19 protein-coding genes are annotated in these 18105 nt (G+C 71.5%); 9 read left to right on the top strand and 10 right to left on the bottom strand.

The window, feature by feature from the left end:
• The first annotated feature begins 115 nt into the window (after window positions 1-115).
• Window positions 116-1333, top strand: a complete 1218-nt coding sequence (gene istB / locus ACIA8X_RS27020) for an IS21-like element helper ATPase IstB (RefSeq protein ID WP_399459285.1) — start codon at window positions 116-118, stop codon at window positions 1331-1333.
• Here the strand turns inward: istB and ACIA8X_RS27025 are convergent.
• Both ACIA8X_RS27025 and ACIA8X_RS27030 read right to left on the bottom strand, forming a co-directional pair.
• Entirely contained in the window at window positions 1311-1529 is a 219-nt protein-coding gene (locus ACIA8X_RS27025; RefSeq protein WP_393452630.1) for a hypothetical protein, read from the bottom strand. The genes istB and ACIA8X_RS27025 overlap by 23 nt on opposite strands.
• A gap of 367 nt (window positions 1530-1896) precedes the next feature.
• Window positions 1897-4665: a helicase-associated domain-containing protein gene (locus ACIA8X_RS27030; RefSeq protein WP_399459286.1), complete on the bottom strand. Its 2769-nt coding sequence runs from the start codon at window positions 4663-4665 to the stop codon at window positions 1897-1899.
• Window positions 4666-4876: 211 nt separating this feature from the next.
• On the opposite strand from ACIA8X_RS27030, the gene ACIA8X_RS27035 reads away from it, so the two are divergent.
• The 3 genes from ACIA8X_RS27035 to ACIA8X_RS27045 all read left to right on the top strand — a co-directional run bounded on the left by ACIA8X_RS27035 (window position 4877) and on the right by ACIA8X_RS27045 (window position 8401).
• Window positions 4877-6532, top strand: a complete 1656-nt coding sequence (locus ACIA8X_RS27035) for a PstS family phosphate ABC transporter substrate-binding protein (protein WP_393452636.1) — start codon at window positions 4877-4879, stop codon at window positions 6530-6532.
• Between the two features lie 102 nt (window positions 6533-6634).
• Window positions 6635-7651 carry a hypothetical protein gene (locus tag ACIA8X_RS27040; protein WP_399459287.1) on the top strand — a complete coding sequence of 339 codons (1017 nt, stop codon included), beginning with the start codon at window positions 6635-6637 and terminating at the stop codon, window positions 7649-7651.
• Window positions 7652-7783: 132 nt separating this feature from the next.
• The gene (locus ACIA8X_RS27045) at window positions 7784-8401 is read left to right on the top strand and encodes an HAD family hydrolase (protein ID WP_393452642.1); all 618 of its coding nucleotides are present in this window, start codon (window positions 7784-7786) and stop codon (window positions 8399-8401) included.
• On the opposite strand, the gene ACIA8X_RS27050 is transcribed toward ACIA8X_RS27045, so the two are convergent.
• Window positions 8377-8628: a hypothetical protein gene (locus ACIA8X_RS27050; protein ID WP_393452645.1), complete on the bottom strand. Its 252-nt coding sequence runs from the start codon at window positions 8626-8628 to the stop codon at window positions 8377-8379. The two genes, ACIA8X_RS27045 and ACIA8X_RS27050, sit on opposite strands and share 25 nt — an antisense overlap.
• Window positions 8629-8793: 165 nt before the next feature.
• Here ACIA8X_RS27050 and ACIA8X_RS27055 point away from each other — a divergent pair, with 165 nt between their 5' ends.
• Window positions 8794-9177, top strand: coding sequence for a cold-shock protein (locus ACIA8X_RS27055; RefSeq protein ID WP_093904444.1), 384 nt, complete (start codon window positions 8794-8796; stop codon window positions 9175-9177).
• A 147-nt stretch (window positions 9178-9324) separates the two neighbouring features.
• On the opposite strand, the gene ACIA8X_RS27060 is transcribed toward ACIA8X_RS27055, so the two are convergent.
• The 4 genes from ACIA8X_RS27060 to ACIA8X_RS27075 all read right to left on the bottom strand — a co-directional run bounded on the left by ACIA8X_RS27060 (window position 9325) and on the right by ACIA8X_RS27075 (window position 12845).
• On the bottom strand, window positions 9325-10176 hold the full coding sequence (locus ACIA8X_RS27060; RefSeq protein WP_399459289.1) for a 1,4-dihydroxy-6-naphthoate synthase: 852 nt from the start codon (window positions 10174-10176) through the stop codon (window positions 9325-9327).
• Window positions 10166-10870: a futalosine hydrolase gene (locus ACIA8X_RS27065; RefSeq protein ID WP_399459290.1), complete on the bottom strand. Its 705-nt coding sequence runs from the start codon at window positions 10868-10870 to the stop codon at window positions 10166-10168. The genes ACIA8X_RS27060 and ACIA8X_RS27065 overlap by 11 nt, the downstream gene beginning before the upstream one ends.
• Window positions 10840-11310 (bottom strand): DUF2771 domain-containing protein, encoded by a 471-nt coding sequence (locus ACIA8X_RS27070; protein ID WP_393452654.1) that lies wholly within the window; start codon window positions 11308-11310, stop codon window positions 10840-10842. Before ACIA8X_RS27070 ends, ACIA8X_RS27065 begins: the two co-directional genes overlap by 31 nt.
• Window positions 11311-11417: 107 nt before the next feature.
• Entirely contained in the window at window positions 11418-12845 is a 1428-nt protein-coding gene (locus ACIA8X_RS27075; RefSeq protein ID WP_393452656.1) for an MFS transporter, read from the bottom strand.
• A 378-nt stretch (window positions 12846-13223) separates the two neighbouring features.
• Between ACIA8X_RS27075 and ACIA8X_RS27080 the strand changes: the two genes are divergently transcribed.
• Window positions 13224-14150: a DUF3027 domain-containing protein gene (locus ACIA8X_RS27080; protein WP_393452659.1), complete on the top strand. Its 927-nt coding sequence runs from the start codon at window positions 13224-13226 to the stop codon at window positions 14148-14150.
• A gap of 31 nt (window positions 14151-14181) precedes the next feature.
• Here ACIA8X_RS27080 and ACIA8X_RS27085 read toward each other — a convergent pair whose 3' ends face one another.
• The 3 genes from ACIA8X_RS27085 to ACIA8X_RS27095 all read right to left on the bottom strand — a co-directional run bounded on the left by ACIA8X_RS27085 (window position 14182) and on the right by ACIA8X_RS27095 (window position 16440).
• The gene (locus ACIA8X_RS27085; RefSeq protein ID WP_399459393.1) at window positions 14182-14865 is read right to left on the bottom strand and encodes a hypothetical protein; all 684 of its coding nucleotides are present in this window, start codon (window positions 14863-14865) and stop codon (window positions 14182-14184) included.
• On the bottom strand, window positions 14846-15724 hold the full coding sequence (locus tag ACIA8X_RS27090) for a helix-turn-helix domain-containing protein (RefSeq protein ID WP_399459291.1): 879 nt from the start codon (window positions 15722-15724) through the stop codon (window positions 14846-14848). The genes ACIA8X_RS27085 and ACIA8X_RS27090 overlap by 20 nt, the downstream gene beginning before the upstream one ends.
• Window positions 15725-15927: 203 nt before the next feature.
• Window positions 15928-16440 carry an ATP-binding protein gene (locus tag ACIA8X_RS27095; RefSeq protein WP_393452664.1) on the bottom strand — a complete coding sequence of 171 codons (513 nt, stop codon included), beginning with the start codon at window positions 16438-16440 and terminating at the stop codon, window positions 15928-15930.
• Between the two features lie 155 nt (window positions 16441-16595).
• Here ACIA8X_RS27095 and ACIA8X_RS27100 point away from each other — a divergent pair, with 155 nt between their 5' ends.
• Genes ACIA8X_RS27100 through ACIA8X_RS27110 form a run of 3 tightly spaced genes read left to right on the top strand, consistent with a single transcriptional unit; the run spans window position 16596 to window position 18102 of the window.
• A complete protein-coding gene (locus tag ACIA8X_RS27100; RefSeq protein WP_399459292.1) occupies window positions 16596-17474 on the top strand; it encodes a helix-turn-helix domain-containing protein in 879 nt (292 codons plus the stop codon).
• Window positions 17471-17689, top strand: a complete 219-nt coding sequence (locus ACIA8X_RS27105; RefSeq protein WP_399459293.1) for a DUF397 domain-containing protein — start codon at window positions 17471-17473, stop codon at window positions 17687-17689. Before ACIA8X_RS27100 ends, ACIA8X_RS27105 begins: the two co-directional genes overlap by 4 nt.
• Window positions 17689-18102 carry a cytidine deaminase family protein gene (locus ACIA8X_RS27110; protein WP_399459294.1) on the top strand — a complete coding sequence of 138 codons (414 nt, stop codon included), beginning with the start codon at window positions 17689-17691 and terminating at the stop codon, window positions 18100-18102. Before ACIA8X_RS27105 ends, ACIA8X_RS27110 begins: the two co-directional genes overlap by 1 nt.
• The last annotated feature ends 3 nt before the right edge of the window (window positions 18103-18105 follow it).

An 18105-nucleotide genomic window follows, 5' to 3' on the forward strand; every position in this document is an offset into this window, starting at 1 on the left:
CTAGACCACCCGGCCAAACGTCCAGTGTGCCTGATCGATTCCGGAGTCCTACAGGATGTCTTTTCATTCTTGTGAGTGACGTGGTTTTCACCTGGACGGCGCAGGCTGCGAAGAATTGCCGACCGTGCAGCCCACCAGCCGTGATCCCTCCCCCACGACCACCACTCTCGGGTACGCCCTGTTCGCCACCCGCTGGCTGCAGGCCCCGCTCTACTTCGGCCTCGTGGCCGCCCAGGGGGTGTACGTCTACAAGTTCTTCAACGAGCTGTGGACCTTAATCCTCCGGTGCGTGAGCGGTCAGGCGACCGAGACGTACGTCATGCTCGCCGTGCTGAAGCTGGTCGACGTGGTGATGATCGCCAATCTGCTGATCATGGTGATCGTCGGCGGATATGAGACGTTCGTCTCGCGCATCGGCCTGCAGGGCCACCGCGACCAGCCCGAATGGCTCTCGCACGTGAACTCCAACGTGCTGAAGGTCAAGCTCGCCACCGCCATCGTGGGCATCTCCTCCGTCCATCTGCTCCAGATGTTCGTGGACGTCCACCACACCCCGCGCCACTCACTGCTGTGGGGCACGGTGATCCACATGGCGTTCATCGCCTCGGCGGCGATCCTGGCGTACATGTCGGGGCCGATGGCCGCGCACGCCGAGCGCGGCCATCAGAAGACGCACCGCGAGCACGCTCCCGAGGAGCCCGCCGAGAAGGTCTTCGTGCCGGCCCAGGCAGCCTCGCGCGAGGACGAACCGAGCGCCGAGGAGCGGCTGCGGGCCGCCGGATTCCCCGCCCGCAAGCAGCTGGAGGACTTCGACTCCGAGCACCCGCGCTCCTTCGACCGGGAGATCGTGGCCCGGCTCGGCAAGCTGGACTTCGTCGCCGCCCGCCGGAACGTGGCCTTCGTCGGCCCGCCCGGCACCGGCAAGACGCATCTGGCCGTCGGCCTCGGCGTCCGCGCCTGTCAGGCCGGGCACTCGGTGCTGTTCGCGACCGCCGCGGCGTGGGCCGCCCGACTGGCCGGCGCACGGGACGCCGGGCGGCTCACCGAGGAACTGGCCGCGCTCGACGACCACGCCGTGCTGATCGTCGACGAGATCGGCTACACGCCCTTCGACGCGGAGACCACCGCCCTCTTCTTCCAGCTGGTCGCCCACCGCTACGAACGGGCCTCTCTGATCGTGACCGGTGACCGCCCGCTCGGCCGCTGGGACGAGATCTTCGGCGGCCCGTCCGCGCCGGCGATGGTGGACCGGCTGGCCCACCACGCCGAGGTCGTACGGATCGACGGGGACAGCTACCGGATGCGCCGGGCTACTTCAGCGTGGGCAGATTGATGTTGTTCAGGAGCGGTCCTTCGATGGTGATGCCCTCGGTGATCAAGGGCTCCCCGCCCTGCGGCCCGATGGGCAGCGGCAGCGCGGACGGGTTCGCGGCGGCCTCCGGGGCGAGCACGGCGACGAGCGCGGTGGCGGAGATCAGCGCGGTGACGGAGGCGGCGACGGCGGAACGGGCGGGGCGCTTGGAACGCATGGGGACTTCGGGACCCTTCTGAAACGGACGGATGAAGCGGACGGATGAGTGGGCCGGTCCCAGGGACTGGGACCGGCCCGGGAGCGGGGCGGGACGTGTCAGAAGGTCAGGCCCCCGCCGAGATCGATGCCGATGGCGGCGGCCTGGGTGGTGAGGGCGCCGACCATCGCCGCGGTGGCGGTCAGGACGGCGGCGACGCGACGAACGGCTCGCATGGGGACTCCCTTTCAGTTGCTTGCTCAGGACACCGGGTTGCTGCCCGGCGGCCGTCGGCGCGATGCGAAAGGCCCCTCAAGGTCATACAAGGGTGGGAAAACCCCGGCGTGGCGTGCATGAACCCACGCCTACGCCCGAACGAGTGAGTGGATCAGCCCGCGTCGTCCGCCAGCTCGGCGACACCCGTGATCCGGTGCAGCGGATACGTCCGCACCTCGTCCGCGGTGTGGTCGTACGCCGTCACGAACCCGCCCTCGACCCGCACCGGCGCGATCACCCGCTGACTCGCGGCGCCCTCGGCGTTGACGTACCCGATCCACAGCACCTCGCCGGTCAGCACGGCGGCCTGCATGGTGGCGAGGGTCTCCGCGGAGGTGGTCCGGGGCAGCTCGCCGCCGGTCACCGCGGGGGCGCTCGCGCTCGGCTTGCGCGGCGTGGTGGAGGCGAGGTCGCCCGCCCGGATGGCGCGGATCGCGGCGGCCAGCAGTGTGGTGTCCGGCGTCGGCGGACCGTCCGGGACCGGCTCCGGGGCCGTGCGCGGCGGGGTGCGGTGGGCGTCGGCGCGGGTGATCACGACGTCACCCTCGGCCGACTCGGCGGCCGGCGCGAAGCCCATCGCGCGCAGGCCCTCCAGCAGCGCGGCCGGGTCGGCCTGGGCGGCGAGCACCGTCGGCGCGAGACGCCGCAGCCGCAGACCGGCGGCCCGCTTGTCGGCGAGGATCTCGTTCAGCACCGCGTCGTCGTCGCAGCGGACGTACGCCGAGGCGGCGCCCACCCGCAGATGCCCGTGCCTACGGGCCACGTCGTCGATCAGATACGCCAGCGGCTGCGGCACCGGCGTACGCGAGTGCTCGGCGAGGAAGGCGTGCAGATCGGAGGCGCTGCGCCCGGCGTCGAGCGCGCGGCGCACCGAGCCGGGCGTGAAGCGGTACACCGTCGCCCCGCCCTTCGACTCCACGTCCGCGAGCACGTCCAGCATGGCGGCGAGCGGCCGCTGCAACGGCCCCGGCGCCACGGCCGTGAGGTCGGCCTGGAGCAGGACGTGGTCGAGCGGCTCGGGCAGCAGCGGGGCGAGCAGCCGCACGGCGGCGGCGGTGGCCACGGCCTGCTCGGCGGGGGAGAGGGGCTCGGGGTGAGCCGCGGGGCGGGGGTGCTCGTGGTGGACGGGGAGCTTGTCGCCGGGGCCGGTGGGGGCGTTGTCGGGCGGGGCCGGTGCCGAAGGGGCGGTGGCTGCGGGGCCGGTGGTCGAAGGACCCGAGTCACGGGTTGTCGCCGAGGAGCCGGCGTCGCGGGCAGCCGCAGACAGGCCCGTGCCCGCCGACGGACCCACGACCGAGGGGCCCGCATCGCGCGTCGTCCCCGACGGACCCGTGGCCGAGGGACCTCCGCCCCGACTCCCCGTCGCAGGCCGACCGGCCGTCACCGGCGTCGTCGCCGCGGGTGCGCCCAGCAACGCCCGCCCCTGCGTCGACAGCGCCCCCCGCCCCGTCACCCCCAGCAGCTCCGCCTCGCTCAGCGCCCAGCGGGCGAGCCTGCCGCGCAGGTCGTCGTCCTGCTGGGGGCCGCGCAACGGCCGCTCCCAGCGCAGCCGGGCCAGCACCGACTCGGCGGACGGGGACTGTCCCTCCGGCAGCCCGGCGAGCAGGGTCAGCACCCGGTGTCGTACCTCCGGCGCGGCGGAGCGGTCGAGTCCGGGGCCCAGCGTGGACAACGTACGGTCCTTCGCGTCCCGCCCGCCGATCAGCCCCGCCGTACGCGTCGCCGTCAGCCAGGTCTCCGCCAGCAGGGCCCAGCGCTGGGCGACGGGCTGGTCCAGCCACTCGTCGTAGGCGGGCGTCGCCGCGTACCGCTCGTCGGCCTCGCCGTCGGAGGCCAGCAGCCCGGCGGCGTAGGCCAGCTCGACCCAGAACGCGGCGACGGGCTCGGGCACGTCGAGGGCGACGGCGGTCCGCTTGAGGTCGCGCACGCTGAGCCCGCCGGCCCGCAGCACGGCAGGCCCGCCCTCGTCCCAGTCCTTCAGCAGGTCCTCCACGGTCGCCAGCGCCGTGTACGCCTGCCCGGCCGCCGTCGTGTCCACAACCTGTGGACGGTGCGTCGAGGCCGCCTCCACGGGCGGCGGCAGCGGCTCGGTGGCGCGGTGCGCGCGGCCCTCGCGCAGGTGCAGGGCCACCTCGCGGGGGAGGACGACCGTGCCGGGCGTCGTCGGCAGGAGCAGACCGCGGTCGAGGAGCCGGCGCAGATGGGGCGCCGGATCGGCGGTGACCTGCCCGTACGGCGGGCCCCAGACCAGGCGGGACAGGACCTCCCGGGACTCCTCCGGGACGTCGGCGAGCAGGGCCGCCATGCGCCGCCGGTCGGTGAACAGCGCGCTGAGCGAGGCCACGGCGGACACGGCGTCGTGGGTCGAGGCCAGCCCGGCCGTCGTGACGATCTCCTGGATACGGCCCGGCGACATCCCGGAGGTGGCCTCCCGCACCGTCGGGCCGAGTCCCGTCGGCGACGGGTGCTGCGGCGCGGGCACCAGCAGCTCGCGTGCCGTGCGGACCAGACGCAGCCGGTCGTCGCCGCCCCACACCAGGGCCTGGTCGCGCAGGGTGCCGAGGGCGTGCGGCAGGGCGCCCGCCACGGCCGGGTCGCCCGCGTCGCCGGCCATCAGGCCGAGCAACTCGTCGTACGTCGCCGGGTCCGCCGCCACGGCCAGCGCCTCCGCCGTCTGCAGCGTGAAACGGTCCAGCCGTTCCAGGGCGCGCACGACGGAGGCCCGGGTGCCGGCGCGGGTCGCCAGCTGGGTGAGGTCCGTCGGGACGGGGGTGATGAGATCGGGCCGGCTGCGCAGGAGCACGGCCAGCGAGGCGTCGTCCCGCACGCGGAGGGCCTCCGCGAGGGAACGGGGCGGTGTAGCCGGGTCCGGGTCGCTCATCCTGCTCACGTTAGCGGGTGGGGCAACGGGACAGGGGGTGTGCCGGTCGCCCGGAACGCCGCCCCACGGGCGAACGGAACGTTTCGCAGATGACCCCCGGATGAACATCATCCGGAGGATTCCGGCACCCCTGGCAACACGACGCACCCACTGGTCACCCTGGGCACCCTGTCAACTACTTCACAGTGCAAGGGAATTGGGGGTCCCGGCGGTGAGTGAGCAGCTTGAGCGGTGGATCGCGATCCTGAGTCTCGCGTTTCCGGTGGCGGCGTTCGTCTGGGAGTTCGCCATCATCGGCCGCAAGCGGCTCGGTTACCGGGTGCAGATGGACACCCTGGCCGCGGAGGCGGCCGGCAAGCCGTACGCCGGCGTGCTGAACGACATGAAGCACGACGACCACGAACTCAAGGACCCCTCGTTCGTCCTGCTGCGCATCGAGAACGCCGGATCGGCCAAGATCGGGTCCGAGGACTACCTGGCCGACCCCAACGACCCCTACGGCATCAAGGTCACCTTCCGGGCCCGCCAGGTCGCGGCCGTCGTGCTCACCGATCCGAGCCAGGGCGTGCTGCGCGACTTCTTCTTCAGGACCGAGCGCTACCTGGCGCAGGACGGCGACGAACGCACCCGCTTCGTCGCCAAGGACGGCTTCAGCCGCGAGAACATCCGGGAAGAGCGCACGGGCATCATCCGGCTGCCGAAGGTGACGCTGCTGCGGGGAGCCGAGTACAAGGTGCTCGTCGTGCTGGAACGCTGGCCCGAGGACACCTCCAAGGACCCCTTCCCCGATCCGGTCGTCGAGGGCGCCGAGGGACCGAGCCGCTGGTACGACCCGCTGGTGCGGCTCCTGAGGCTGAAGGCGACCAGGACCGAGAGCCATGTCTTCGCCTCCCGGCCCGCCTGGTGGGTCATCTGGATCCTGATCGCCGCCGTCGCCGTACAGGCCTCCTTCACGCTCCTCATCCGCGACGACCGCCGCCCCCCGCTGGACTGCGTCGGCGGGACCCTGCACCTCACCGGCTCCACGGCCTTCGGGCCCGCCGTGCGAGCCGCCGCCGAGGACTACCTCAAGCGGTGCGAGGGAGCGGGTCTGTCCATTCCGCTCGACGACAACCCCTTCAAGGGCAGCACCGACGGCGTCACCGATCTCGACCAGGCCGGCAAGGACGCCGGAATCAAGGTCGGCGAGGGTCTCGGTGACCGCGTCACCTTCACCGACGGCGTCGCCTCCGACGGCCACCCCCGGCTGGTCCCCAAGCCCGTCGCCTTCTCCGTGTTCACCCTCGTCGTCAACAAGGACGCCGGCGTGGAGAACCTCAGACTGGCCCAGATCCGCGACATCTTCGCCGGCCGGGTGAAGAACTGGTCCGACGTCGGCGGGAACGACGTCCCCGTCCATCTGGTCAACCGCGACCCCGGCTCGGGCACCCGCAACACCCTCGTCGCCAAGGTCCTGGACGGCAAGGAACCGCCCCAGTTCACCGTGACCGACTGCGCGTCCCTGAACGCGACCCAGTACGGCAGCTGCCAGGTCACCAGCACGGACACCATGCTGAACACGACCGCCACGACCCCCGGTGCCATCGGCTACAGCGAGGCCGCCGGAGTCGACGACCACAAGGCCGCAGACCAGCTCGCCAAGCTGAGGATCGACGGCAGACAACCCACGGCGCAGGGCGTAGAGGACACCAACTACCCCTACTGGCAGACCGAGTACGCCTACACCTACGGCGACGCCCCGGCCCGCTCCGCCGCCGCGGCCTTCCTGAACTTCCTCACCCAGCAGAGCGGCCGCGACATCCTGCACGAGCACGGCCACGGCCTGTGCTCCGAAGCGGAGAACTCGGGGGAGTGCAGGCCGATCTGACCGAACCGACCCACGGACAGGACCCACCCGACCCACCCTGTCCTGCGCTAACGTCGTCCCACGGGGTATCCAACGCAACGCACCCACCCCGGAGGGGACTTCGTGGGGATCGAGAGCGACCAGGTCGTCTACGAGTATCTGAGCCGCGTCGGCGACGTGGCCCAGCAGCGACAGCTGCCGTCGTCCACCCGCATGCGCCTGGTGAACGAGCTGCGCGGCGAGATCGACCGGCGCCGCGCCAAGGCCCCGGTCGACAGCCCCGCCGCCGTCCGCCGCATCATCTCCCGCCTCGGCACCCCGGACGAGGTCGTCACGGCCGCCGGAGGCACGGCCGCCCCCACCCCCCAGGCGCCGGTCACCTCCGTACCCGTACAGCCGGAGAGCCGGGACGACGAGCCCGACGGGGAGCGCCGCAAGGGCCTGCGCCGGATGGTGCCGCGCCCGCGCCCCGCGGAAACCCCGACGGCACGCGACGACGCGCCCCCTCCGCCCCACCTCGCCAGTACCACCGACCTCGGGGGCAGCGCGACCCAGCCCGACTGGTGGCGGGTCGACAGCACGCCCTTCGGCCCCGGCGAGGACGTCCCGGGATTCGTCGGCGGCGTGGAGATCCCGGAGATGCTCAGACGCCCGCCCGCGAAGGACGAGGTGCTGCTGCGGAAGAAGGAGCCCGACCAGGCCGCGGTCGAGAAGGCAGAGGACCCGGAACCGGAACCGGAACCGGAAACCGAGGCCCCCCGTCGCCGCCGCCGCCTCCTTCCCCGCCCGACCCTCCCCACCGGCCGCTGGAGCAACCCCCTCCTCCTGCTCGCCGCCGCCCTCCTGGTCGCCGGCGCGATCCTCGGCAACCTCATCGCCCTGCTCCTCGGCTGGCTCATCGCCTGGGGCTCCCGCCGCCTGACCGACGCCGAAACGAAGTGGGCGGTCATCATCCTGCCCGCCCTCTCCCTCACGGCAGGCATCACCTGGCTCTGGGGCCGCACCACCGGCCGTTGGGGAGCCCCGATCGCGGAGGGCCACATGAACGCCGCGATCAGCGACACGTGGCCGTGGGCACTGAAGGGCGCGGCGGTGGCATCGGCGCTGTTCATCGTCTGGCGCTCACAGAAGCAGACCTAAGGGGCGCGGGGAACTGCGCGATCGACCCCCACAGGCCCGCAGTCGCCGTACAACGCACACAACCGAGCTACTGGGCGCACATCACACCCACCCACCGTCTGCCCCGCCGCAGGCCTGGGCACAATGGCCGATATGGCACTCACCGTCGGCTTCGACCTCGACATGACCCTCATCGACTCCCGCCCCGGCATCCACGCCTGCTACACGGCACTGTCCGAGTGCACGGGCGCATACATCGACGCCGACCTGGCGATCACCCGGCTGGGGCCCCCGCTGGAGGAGGAGTTGATCAACTGGTTCCCGGCGGAGCACGTCGCGGCCATAGCCGACCAGTACCGCGAGATGTACCCGACGATCGCCATCACCGCGACCCCCGCGCTCCCCGGCGCCCGCGAGGCGATCGCCGCCGTACGGGAGGCCGGCGGACGCGCGATAGTCGTCACCGCCAAGTACGAGCCGAACGCCAAGCTGCACCTGGAACACCTCGGCATCCAGCCCGACGCGGTCATCGGCAATCTGTGGGCCGAGCGCAAGGCGGAGGCCCTGCGCGAGCACGACGCGCGCGTCTACGTCGGCGACCACGACGGCGACATCCGCGCCGCCCGCGCGGCCGACGCCCTGTCGGTCACCGTGGCGACGGGGCCGTTCAGCGCCGACGAACTGGGCGCGCTCGGCGCCGACGTGGTCCTCACGGACCTGACCGAGTTCCCGGACTGGCTCGCCGGCTACCTCGAAGCGCCGCGCGCCTGACGCCTTCCGGCCGCGATCGACTGGAACACCCCCGCGCCGGCGACGAGGAATCCGACGCCCATGAACATGCTCAGTCCGAACATGTATGTCGGAAAGGGCGTCGTACCGAGCAGAAACGGGGCCACCGTGACCAGAGTGGCCACGGCACCGATGAAGAACAGGACCGCACCGGCACGGATCAGTCGGTCACCGGGAGCGGCGGAATTCGTTTGGGTTTTGTCGCGCACCGGACCAGGGTAGTTCCCTGCGCGAGGGAACTACCGGGCGACGTCTTGTCACCTGCCCGGGGAGCATTAGCCTTGGTACCGGCGGGTCATGGTCGACCCGCTGTAGTGCTATCAAGAGCCGTTTTCAGAAGCAGTTTTCCGACGAGTACGAGGACGAGGACAGACGTGCCTACCGGCAAGGTCAAGTGGTTCAACAGCGAGAAGGGCTTCGGCTTTCTCTCCCGCGACGACGGCGGTGACGTCTTCGTTCATTCCTCGGTCCTCCCCGCCGGAGTCGAGACTCTCAAGCCGGGCCAGCGGGTGGAGTTCGGTGTGGTCGCGGGCCAGCGCGGCGACCAGGCACTTTCGGTCACCGTCCTGGACCCGACCCCCTCGGTCGCGGCCGCAACCCGTAAGAAGCCGGACGAACTGGCATCGATCGTCCAGGACCTGACGACCCTCCTGGAGAACATCACGCCGATGCTGGAGAAGGGCCGTTACCCCGACAAGGCAGCCGGAAAGCAGATCGCCGGCCTGTTGCGGGCGGTCGCCGACCAACTCGACGTATAGACGCGTCAGATCCGACCAGACCGGTCAGACCCGACTACGGGAATTCCAGCGCATCCGGGCCGAGGGGGCGGCACCAGCCCCTCGGCCGCCGCACGTGGCACCTCTTTCTGCCGCCGGTGTGCGTGAAGGCGGAAGCCTGGGTCAGGTTCAGGGAAACGCCAGCGCTTCGGGCCCGAGTGCCGGCACCAGGCCCTCCGCCGCCGCACGCGTCAGCAAGCCCCGCACCGCCGCATACCCGTCCTCACTCAGTCCGGCCGTGAACTCGTTGACGTACAGCCCGATGTGCTGGTCGGCGACGGACGGGTCCATTTCCTGGGCGTGCTCCATGACGTACGGGCGGGAGGCCTCGGGGTCGTCCCAGGCGGCGCGTACGGAGGTGCGGATCGAGTCGGCCAGCCGCGTCAGCGCCGCAGCGCCCAGCGACCTCTTCGCGATGATCGCGCCCAGCGGGATCGGCAGCCCGGTGGTGTCCTCCCAGTGCTCGCCCATGTCTGCGAGCTTGTGCAGCCCGTAGTTCTGGTACGTGAAACGCGCCTCGTGGATGACGAGTCCCGCGTCGACCTTCCCGTCCCGCACGGCGGGCATGATCTCGTGGAACGGCATCACCACGATCTCGCCGACCCCGTCGGGGAGCGTGTCCGCGGCCCAGAGACGGAACAGCAGATACGCCGTCGACCGCTCGCTCGGCACCGCGACCCTACGGCCGGTGAGGTCCGCCCCCGCCTCCCGCGTCAGTACCAGCGGCCCACAACCCCGGCCCAGCGCGCCCCCGCAGGGCAGCAGGGCGTACTCGTCGAGGACGTACGGCAACACGGCGTACGACACCTTCAGCACGTCGAACTCGCCGCGCTCGGCCATGCCGTTGGTGATGTCGATGTCGGCGAAGGTGACGTCGAGGGCGGGGGCGCCGGGGACGCGGCCGTGGGCGAGGGCGTCGAAGACGAAGGTGTCGTTCGGGCAGGGGGAGTACGCGATCCGCAAGGGCTGCTCACTGGTCATGTGCGTTCCAACTCTCCAGTACGGGCGCGAGCTTCCCGAACGCCTCCGTCAGTGCGGCCAGCGCTTCGCCGATGCGCCACGCGGCGCGGTCGCGGGGGCCGACCGGGTTGGAGACAGCGCGTATCTCCAGCACGGGCACCCCGTGAACGACCGCCGCCTCGGCGACGCCGAAGCCCTCCATCGCCTCGGCCAGGGCGCTGGGGTGGCGTTCGCGGAGCTGCGCGGCGCGGACGGCGGTGCCGGTCACCGTGGAGACGGTGAGGACGGCGCCGGGGCGGGCGCCGGTGGCGGCGGCGATCTCTCGTACGAGTGCTTCCGGCGGGCGGTGCGTGACGGTGCCGAAGCCCAGCTCGGTGACCGGCAGGAAGCCGTCGGGGGTCTGCGCGCCCAGGTCGGCGGCCGTGATCTCGTCGGCGACGACGAGGGAGCCGACGGGGGCGTGCGGCGCGAAGCCGCCGGCGATGCCGGTGGAGACGACCAGGCCGTAAGGGGCGCCTTCCAGGGCGGCGGTGGTGAGCGCCGTGGCGGTGGCGGCGGCGGCCCGGGCGGGGCCCACGCCGACGGCGATCAGGTCGGCGCCGGGCACCGGGAGCGCCCCAGCCACCGCGTCCCTCTCAGCGGGGACCGCGGTGGCCACGAGCACGCGAAGCCGAGCGGCAGCGATCAGCTGTCCTTCTTGAGCTTGAAGGACCACAGACCCGTCACGTCCTGCTCGCCCTCCTTGATCGACACGAGCGTCGAGTCGCCGCTGGCGCCGTACTGGGCGTTGAAGAACACGCTGCCCGGGACGGTGCGGTAGGTCTTCTTGCTGGAGTCGGTGAGCGGCTGGCCGTTCATGAGGATGGTCCAGCCCTCGTCCGCGATCTCCGGGTCGACACCGAAGCGCACGGTCTCGTCGGGGTCGACCTTGATGGACTCGATGCCCTTGTCCTGCAGGCACTTCGCCAGATCAGCGGACTTCAGGGCCTCGCCCTCGCCACCGCAGGTCGCCTGCGCGTGGACGGAGGAGGTGCCGACGGTGATGGTGGCCAGCGGGGTCGGCTTGTCGCAGGCCGACAGGACGAGCAGTCCGGCGGAAACGGCGCCGGCGGCGGCGAGCGCGCGGCGGCGTCGCACAACGGATTGCATGGTCATGGGCGAAGGCTATCGGGCCCGTGTGACGCTCTCTCTACGCGGGGGCGGCGTGCCGTACCTCACGGAGGCGTATGGGCGCGTACGGCGTCCCGACCGGTCGCGGCGTTTCAGGCCACCCGTGGCCGTGCGTGGCCGCCGTGCCGGGCCGAGGCGATCAGGCCCTTGGCGGTGGTCAGCCAGCCGGTGGCGACGATCCCCGCGCCGATCAGCAGCCCCAGCGAGCCGTTCAGCGGCAGCACGATGCCGACCGCGCCGCCGAGCACCCAGGACACCTGCAGCAGCGTCTCCGAGCGCGCGAACGCCGACGTACGGACCAGTTCCGGCACGTCCCGCTGGATCAGCGCGTCCAGCGACAGCTTGGCCAGCGCCTGCGCGAACCCGGCGACCGCCGCCAGGAACGCCACCAGGACCGCCCCGAAGAAGAGCGCGGCCGTGAGCGCCACGGCCAGCACGAACCCCATGACGGTCACGATGATGATCTCCGGCGCCCGGGAACGCAGCCACGCCCCGACCGCCGTACCGCAGGCGTTCCCGACGCCCGCCGAGACGGCCACTATCCCCAGCGACACGGCGGCGCTCTGGCCGGACATCGGTTCCTCGCGCAACAGGAACGCGAGGAAGAAGATCAGGAAGCCGGAGAGACAGCGCAGGGCGGCGTTCGCGCCCAGGGCGTGGGTGACGGCGATGCCGACCGTGCGCAGCCCGGGCCGCTTGACGGGCTTGCGGTGCGGCCCGTGCAGATGCTGCTCGTCGGCCGCCAGCAACGCGGTGTCCTCACCCTTGGCCGAGTCGACCTTGTGCGGCAGGGAGAACGACAGGAACGTACCGGCGATGAAGATCACGAAGGCGCCGTAGAGCGGCCAGCGCGGCCCGATCGCCTGGAGCCCCGCGCCGACGGGCGCGGCGATGCCGGTGGCGAGCAGCCCGCCGAGGGTGACCCGGGAATTGGCTTTCACGAGGGAGAAGCGGGGTGGCAGGAGCCGGGGCACGACGGCGCTTCTCACCACCCCGTACGCCTTCGAGGCGACCAGCACCCCGAGGGCGGCCGGATACAGCTGGAGGTCGCCGCTGATGACGGCGCTGGACAGGACCAGGGCGAGCAGCGCCCGGGCGAGCATCGCACCGGCCATCGCGGCGCGGCGGCCGTGCGGGAGGCGGTCCAGGAGGGGGCCGATCACGGGCGCGAGGAGCGTGAAGGGCGCCATGGTGATGCCGAGGTAGAGCGCGACACGGCCGCGGGCCTCGTCGGTCGGGACGGAGAAGAAGACGGTGGAGGCGAGGGCGACGGTGATCATCATGTCCCCGGCGCCGTTCACCCCGTGCAGCTCGATCAGCTTGCCGAGGCCGGACTCGCCGGCGCCGTGCGCATGGGTGGCCTTGCGGATACCGCGGGCGGTGCCGGTGAACGGGAAGTGCAGGGCGCGGCCGACCGCACGGAGTGAGCCGCCGATCCGGCCCGCTCCGCCACCTCGACTACGGCCGCCCTTGGCCCCACCGACACCGGTGGCTCCTTGGGGCTGCCTCGCGGTTGCCACGACGCAATAGTGCCCCGAGATGGGGGTGGGTAGTGCGGTTACGGCGCGTATGGGGGGAAGCTATGGGCAAGGACTCAGGTTGCCGACAGGTCTGCGGGAGGTCGGATGGAGGTCTGCGGGCGGCAACTCTCGGGGCGGCGGCAGGGTTTCCGTTTGGTTTCCGTCGGCCGCCGCGCACGGTGAAAGGGCCGTCGGTGTAGGCCCAGCGCTCGCGAACAGGTAGCGTGCGTATCTCAGCCATCCCGCACAATGGATGACGTAGGTGCGCCCGAGCGCGTTTCGGACGCGGACGTCGACGCGGCCCACAGGTCCGCTCCGTCCGTTCCAACGCCCTAAGGCACCGCACCCGAGAGACGGCGTAGGAGAGAAGCGATACCTGTGAGCGCAGCGACAACGCGAAGCCGCACCCCCGACCGTCTGTGCGCCGAGGCGGTCGACCTCGCCCGCAGTGCCGCCGAGGAGGCCGCCGCGCCCGGCGTCGTGGGCGAGCACGCGGGCCTGTCCTCCGAGGGCGACCGTGTCGTCACGCACTTCTTCGAGTGCAAGGAGCTCGGGTACCGCGGCTGGCGCTGGGCGGTGACGGTGGCCCGCGCGTCCCGCGCGAAGGTCGTCACGCTCGACGAGGTGGTCCTGCTCCCCGGACCGGACGCCCTCCTCGCCCCCGAGTGGGTGCCGTGGAGCGAGCGCCTGCGCCCCGGCGACATGGGCCCCGGCGACCTGCTCCCCACCGACGCCGAGGACCTGCGCCTGGAGCCCGGCTACTCCGGCGAGGACGAGCCGGTGCCGAGCGCGGCCGTCTCCGAGGAGATGGCGGAGCTGGTGGAGGCCGAGGACGCCGAGGTCACGGCCGGGGTCCCCGCGAACCTTCCCTTCGCGCCCTCCCGCGGCTCGATCGCCGCCGTGGCGGAGGAACTGGGCATGCGCCGCGCCCGCGTCCTGTCCCGCTACGGCCTGCACGTCGCCGCCGACCGCTGGGAGGAGGCGTTCGGCGCGAAGACCCCCATGGCCCAGGCGGCCCCCGCCTCCTGCGTCACCTGCGGCTTCCTGGCCCCGATCGGCGGCTCCCTGGGCCAGGCCTTCGGCGTCTGCGCGAACGAGTTCGCCCCGGCGGACGGCCGGGTGGTGTCGTTGACGTACGGCTGCGGCGGCCACTCGGAGGCCGCGGTGATGCCGAAGCCGCCGCGTCCGGCTCCGCCGGTGATCGACGAGACGCGAGTGGATCCGTTCCCGTTGCGGCCGGCGGCGGATTCGGGGTCGGTTTCGGATGTCCCCGACGAGGATGCTGCGGAGCTGGGCCACTCGTAGCGACGTCAGTTCCGCAGACCGGGGCGGCCGGCTACTCGTCAGCGAAGACCTCGGTCGTGGACGCGGCCGTGATGGCCCGATCGAACCAGCGGCCCAGTACGCCCAGGTCGTCACAGGACGTGATGCGCTCGCGGTCGTCATTCGAGACGTCGATGCCGCGACGGTCCAGGAGCCGCAGGACGTCCGTAGCCGCGCGTTGCGCCCGGCCCTCGTCCCGGATCTCTTCTGCGATGGACGACTTGTAGAAGGAGAGGTCCACAGCCACCAGGTTCCTCCAGAGTTCCGCCGCCGGGCGCTTGCCCAAGCCTTGTGCGATGAGTTCGATGATCGGGTCGGCGATGGCCTGCGGCGTGTCCCGCAGCACGGTCGTCATTGCCTTCAGTATGGCCCCGACGTCCGGATTCTTGGCGTGGGTGATTGCCGACAGTGTGGCGAGCGCGAGGTCTTTCCGGACCTCGGCCGGGTCGGTGATCACCGGCATGTTGTGCGGACCGGCGACCAGCGGGCGCAGGGTGAGCAGGGGCCACTGGGGAGGGCCGAAGTCGACCGGGCCGGCGGCCCATTCTGCGGTGGAGCGGTCCTGGCACACGACCAGAAGTACCGGCTGCAGCCGGTACTTCGTGAGTAAGTACGAGGCGTAGTACGCCCAGCTGGCGGGCTTGTCCGGGTCCTTCTTGTGAGTACGAGGTAGCCGCTCAGGCGGCCTGTACGGGATCCGGCATACGGCAGGCGCGGCAGCTTCCGGGCAGCGGTGCGCGGAAGGCGCGGTCGCAGTCTTCGCAGGTCTGGAAGGGGTGGCGGACGGTCGGTCGTGGTGCTGGGGCGCGGAACGGGGGTGGGGGTGGTAGCTGGGCGGCGAGGCGGTGGGCCAGGAGGGCTGCCGGGCGGCACAGGGGTTCGGGTGGCAGGTCGGTGGTCAGGGCGTGGCGTACGGCGGTGGGGGTGACGTCGCGTTCCAGCCAGGCGGCGACGCCGGGGCCCAGGTGGGCCGTGTCGCGCTCGCTGAGCAGGAGGCGCGGGTCGTGGTGGCGCAGGCCCGCGAGGAGGTCGGTGGCCGTCTGGAGGAGGGGCGGGGCCGGGTAGGCCGGTTGCGGTACGGCGGGGAGGGGCTTGGGGGCGGACGCGGTTCGCCTTTTCCGGGGCCGGGGCCTGGGCTGGTGGTCCTGGGCGTCGCTGCCGCTGCCGGGCTGGTTGCAGGAGATCGTGCGGGTGACGATGCGGCCGTCGGGGATGCGTTTGCGCTCGCGGCGTAGGTAGCCGTGGGCCTCCAACTCGCGCAGGGCGGCGGCGATACGGGTCCTGCCCTCGGGGAAGCGGGCGGCGAGGGTCTTGATGTCGGCGCGGGCGCCGGAGGGGAGCGACTGGATGTAGACGGCCAGGCCGATTGCCAGGGCCGAGAGGTCCGGGTGTTGGGCCAGGTGGTTGCCGATCACCGTGAAGCGGGTGGTGTGGCGGGTGTTGTCGTGGACCAGGCCGCCGCCGGAGTTGGGGTGTCGGTGCCGCTGGTTCGGGTTGTTGTTGGCGGCAACACGGGACTGGGCGCGCGAGGGCGCGCTAGGGTTTTGCGTATCCATCGGGAAGGTCTTGTCTTCCTAGGTGGTCAGGCCCTCGCACTGGGATTGCCGTCCCGGCGAGGGCCGTTGCATGTCTGCGGTTGTGTTGCGGCGAGCGTAAGGCAGGCAACCTGTCCCGAATCCAGCCGAGTTGGTGATGTTCACCCGAGTGGGTGAGTTTGCGCCGGGGGCGGGAGGGAGGGGTGGGGTTTGGTCGGGTTCTTTCACCGTCTTGGTTCTTGGGGGAGGCCGCCCGTCGCACCGGAGCACGGGTTCCTGGAGCCCGGTGGGAGGACGACTTCGGCCCACACCGTCTTGCGCGGGGCCGGGCCCTCCGAGAATCCCCAGCGGTTCGCGAACGCCTCCACGAGCAGCAGCCCACGGCCCGACTCGGCCTCGGGGGCTGGGTGTTGGGGGTGCGGCAGGCGGTCACCGCACGTGTCCGTGACCTCGATACGGAGGGTGTCGCCGACGACGTAGAGCAGCAGGAGGAAGTCCCGCCCGGGGATACGGCCGTGCCGGACCGCGTTGGCCGCCAGCTCCGCGACCACGTGGGCCGCCGGGTCCAAGGGCAGGCCCCAGCTGCGGAGTTGTTCGGTGGCGAGGAGGCGGGCGAGGCGGGCGCCGCGGGGTGTGGGGGACAGCTGCACGCTGAAGTTGCGGATGGGGTTGTCGAGTTGGGCGAGTTGGGCGAAGTGGGCGAGTGGAGTCGTGGGGGCGGAGGTTTCTTGATTCACATCACTCAGCGTGGCCGCGCGTGCTTACTGTGAACAGTGACTCAACGGGTGCGTACGGTGACTGTCCGGAGCTTGTCCGGTCGTGTCCGGGCTGTCGGGACGGGCGTGCGGGTAGGGCGCTGCTGCACTGCGGCGGTACGACGGAGGGGTAGGGCATGACAGCGGTTGACGGCGACGGCGTACGGCTCAAGACGGAGGCGGATGAGCCGGGTTGGGAGGTGGATCCGGACGACGAGTGGGGCGTGGCGGTGATCGCGACCGTCGGGCGTCAGCTGAAGCTGTGGCGGGAGGCGGCTGGGATGCGGGCCGCCGAGTTCGGGAAGGCGGTGGGGTACGGCGAGGACCTTGTCTACAAGATCGAGGGCGGGAAGCGGATTCCTCGGCTTGAGTACCTGGACAAGGCGGACGAGGTGCTGGACGCGGGTGGGCTGATCTCCGCGATGAAGGAGGACGTGAAGAAGGTCCGGTACCCGAAGAAGGTGCGGGCGCTGGGGGAGATGGAGGCCAAGGCGGTCGAGATCGGCTTGTACGAGTGCAACATCATTCCTGGGTTGTTGCAGACGCCGGAGCATGCCCGGGCGGCAATTGAGGCGGCACAGCCTCCGTACTCGACGGACGATGTGGAGCGGATGGTGGCCGCTCGTGTGGCCCGCCAGTCCATCTTCGAGCGGGATCCTGCACCAGCGCTCGGCTTCGTGCTGGAAGAGGCGCCGTTGAGGCGCCCTCTCGGAGGCACAATGGTGTGGCGACGGCAGCTCGAACGTCTACTGGAGGTAGGCCAGATGCGGAGCGTCACACTCCAGATGATGCCTACGCACCGCGAGGTCCATTCCGGTCTGGACGGCAGGATCGAGCTGCTGAAGTTCGCGGACGGTACAGCCGTGGGGCGCTCCGACGGTGCGTTCAATGGCCGTCCTGTCTCCGACCTGAAGCAGCTACGCATCCTTGAGCTGCGGTATGGCACCATCCGAGCGCAGGCTCTTCCTCCAGGGGAGTCGCTGGCCTTCATCGAGCAACTGCTGGGAGAGACATGATCCGCAAGGCCTCCGCCGGGGACGCCTCCGAACTGGCGTGGTTCAAGAGCAGCTACAGCGGCGGCAATGACGGCAACTCCTGTGTCGAGATCGCCACCACCCCGGCCACCATCCACATCCGCGACTCCAAGCAAACCGACGGCCCCCGCCTCACCCTCACCCCGCAGGCCTGGGCCGGCTTCCTGCCGTACGCCTCCCGGAGTCCCCGTATCTGATGGCGCCGGTCGACCACGAACTCATCCAGGCCGCGGCGGACGTCGCCCGCACCCGCTGCCGGGGCGACAACCACACCATGGCGGCCGCGGCCCGTGCCCAGGACGGCCGGATCGTCACGGCGGTGAACGCCTACCACTTCACCGGAGGCCCCTGCGCCGAGCTGGTCCTCGTCGGCACGGCGGCCGCCCAGGGTGTCTACGAGCTGGACACGATCGTCGCCGTGGGCGACCGCGAACGGGGAGTCGTTCCCCCGTGCGGCCGGTGCCGGCAGGTCCTTCTCGACTACTTTCCCGCCCTCAAGGTCATCGTCGGCGAGGACGACCGCATCCGAACCGTCCGCATCACCGACCTGCTGCCCGAGAGCTACGTCTGGGCCGACCACCAGCTGGACGCCGAGCAGACCGCCACGTAGCGG

It is taken from the genome of Streptomyces sp. NPDC051738, assembly GCF_044453205.1.
In the GTDB taxonomy this organism is placed as follows: domain Bacteria; phylum Actinomycetota; class Actinomycetes; order Streptomycetales; family Streptomycetaceae; genus Streptomyces.

Bases quoted from the DNA above. Each gene is read 5' to 3' on its own strand.
- ACIA8X_RS27025 (WP_393452630.1), bottom strand. From the start codon at position 1,529: ATGCGTTCCAAGCGCCCCGCCCGTTCCGCCGTCGCCGCCTCCGTCACC.
- ACIA8X_RS27030 (WP_399459286.1), bottom strand. From the start codon at position 4,665: ATGAGCGACCCGGACCCGGCTACACCGCCCCGTTCCCTCGCGGAGGCC.
- ACIA8X_RS27045 (WP_393452642.1), top strand. From the start codon at position 7,784: ATGGCACTCACCGTCGGCTTCGACCTCGACATGACCCTCATCGACTCC.
- ACIA8X_RS27060 (WP_399459289.1), bottom strand. From the start codon at position 10,176: ATGACCAGTGAGCAGCCCTTGCGGATCGCGTACTCCCCCTGCCCGAAC.
- ACIA8X_RS27070 (WP_393452654.1), bottom strand. From the start codon at position 11,310: ATGACCATGCAATCCGTTGTGCGACGCCGCCGCGCGCTCGCCGCCGCC.
- ACIA8X_RS27090 (WP_399459291.1), bottom strand. From the start codon at position 15,724: ATGGATACGCAAAACCCTAGCGCGCCCTCGCGCGCCCAGTCCCGTGTT.
- ACIA8X_RS27100 (WP_399459292.1), top strand. From the start codon at position 16,596: ATGACAGCGGTTGACGGCGACGGCGTACGGCTCAAGACGGAGGCGGAT.
- ACIA8X_RS27105 (WP_399459293.1), top strand. From the start codon at position 17,471: ATGATCCGCAAGGCCTCCGCCGGGGACGCCTCCGAACTGGCGTGGTTC.
- ACIA8X_RS27110 (WP_399459294.1), top strand. From the start codon at position 17,689: ATGGCGCCGGTCGACCACGAACTCATCCAGGCCGCGGCGGACGTCGCC.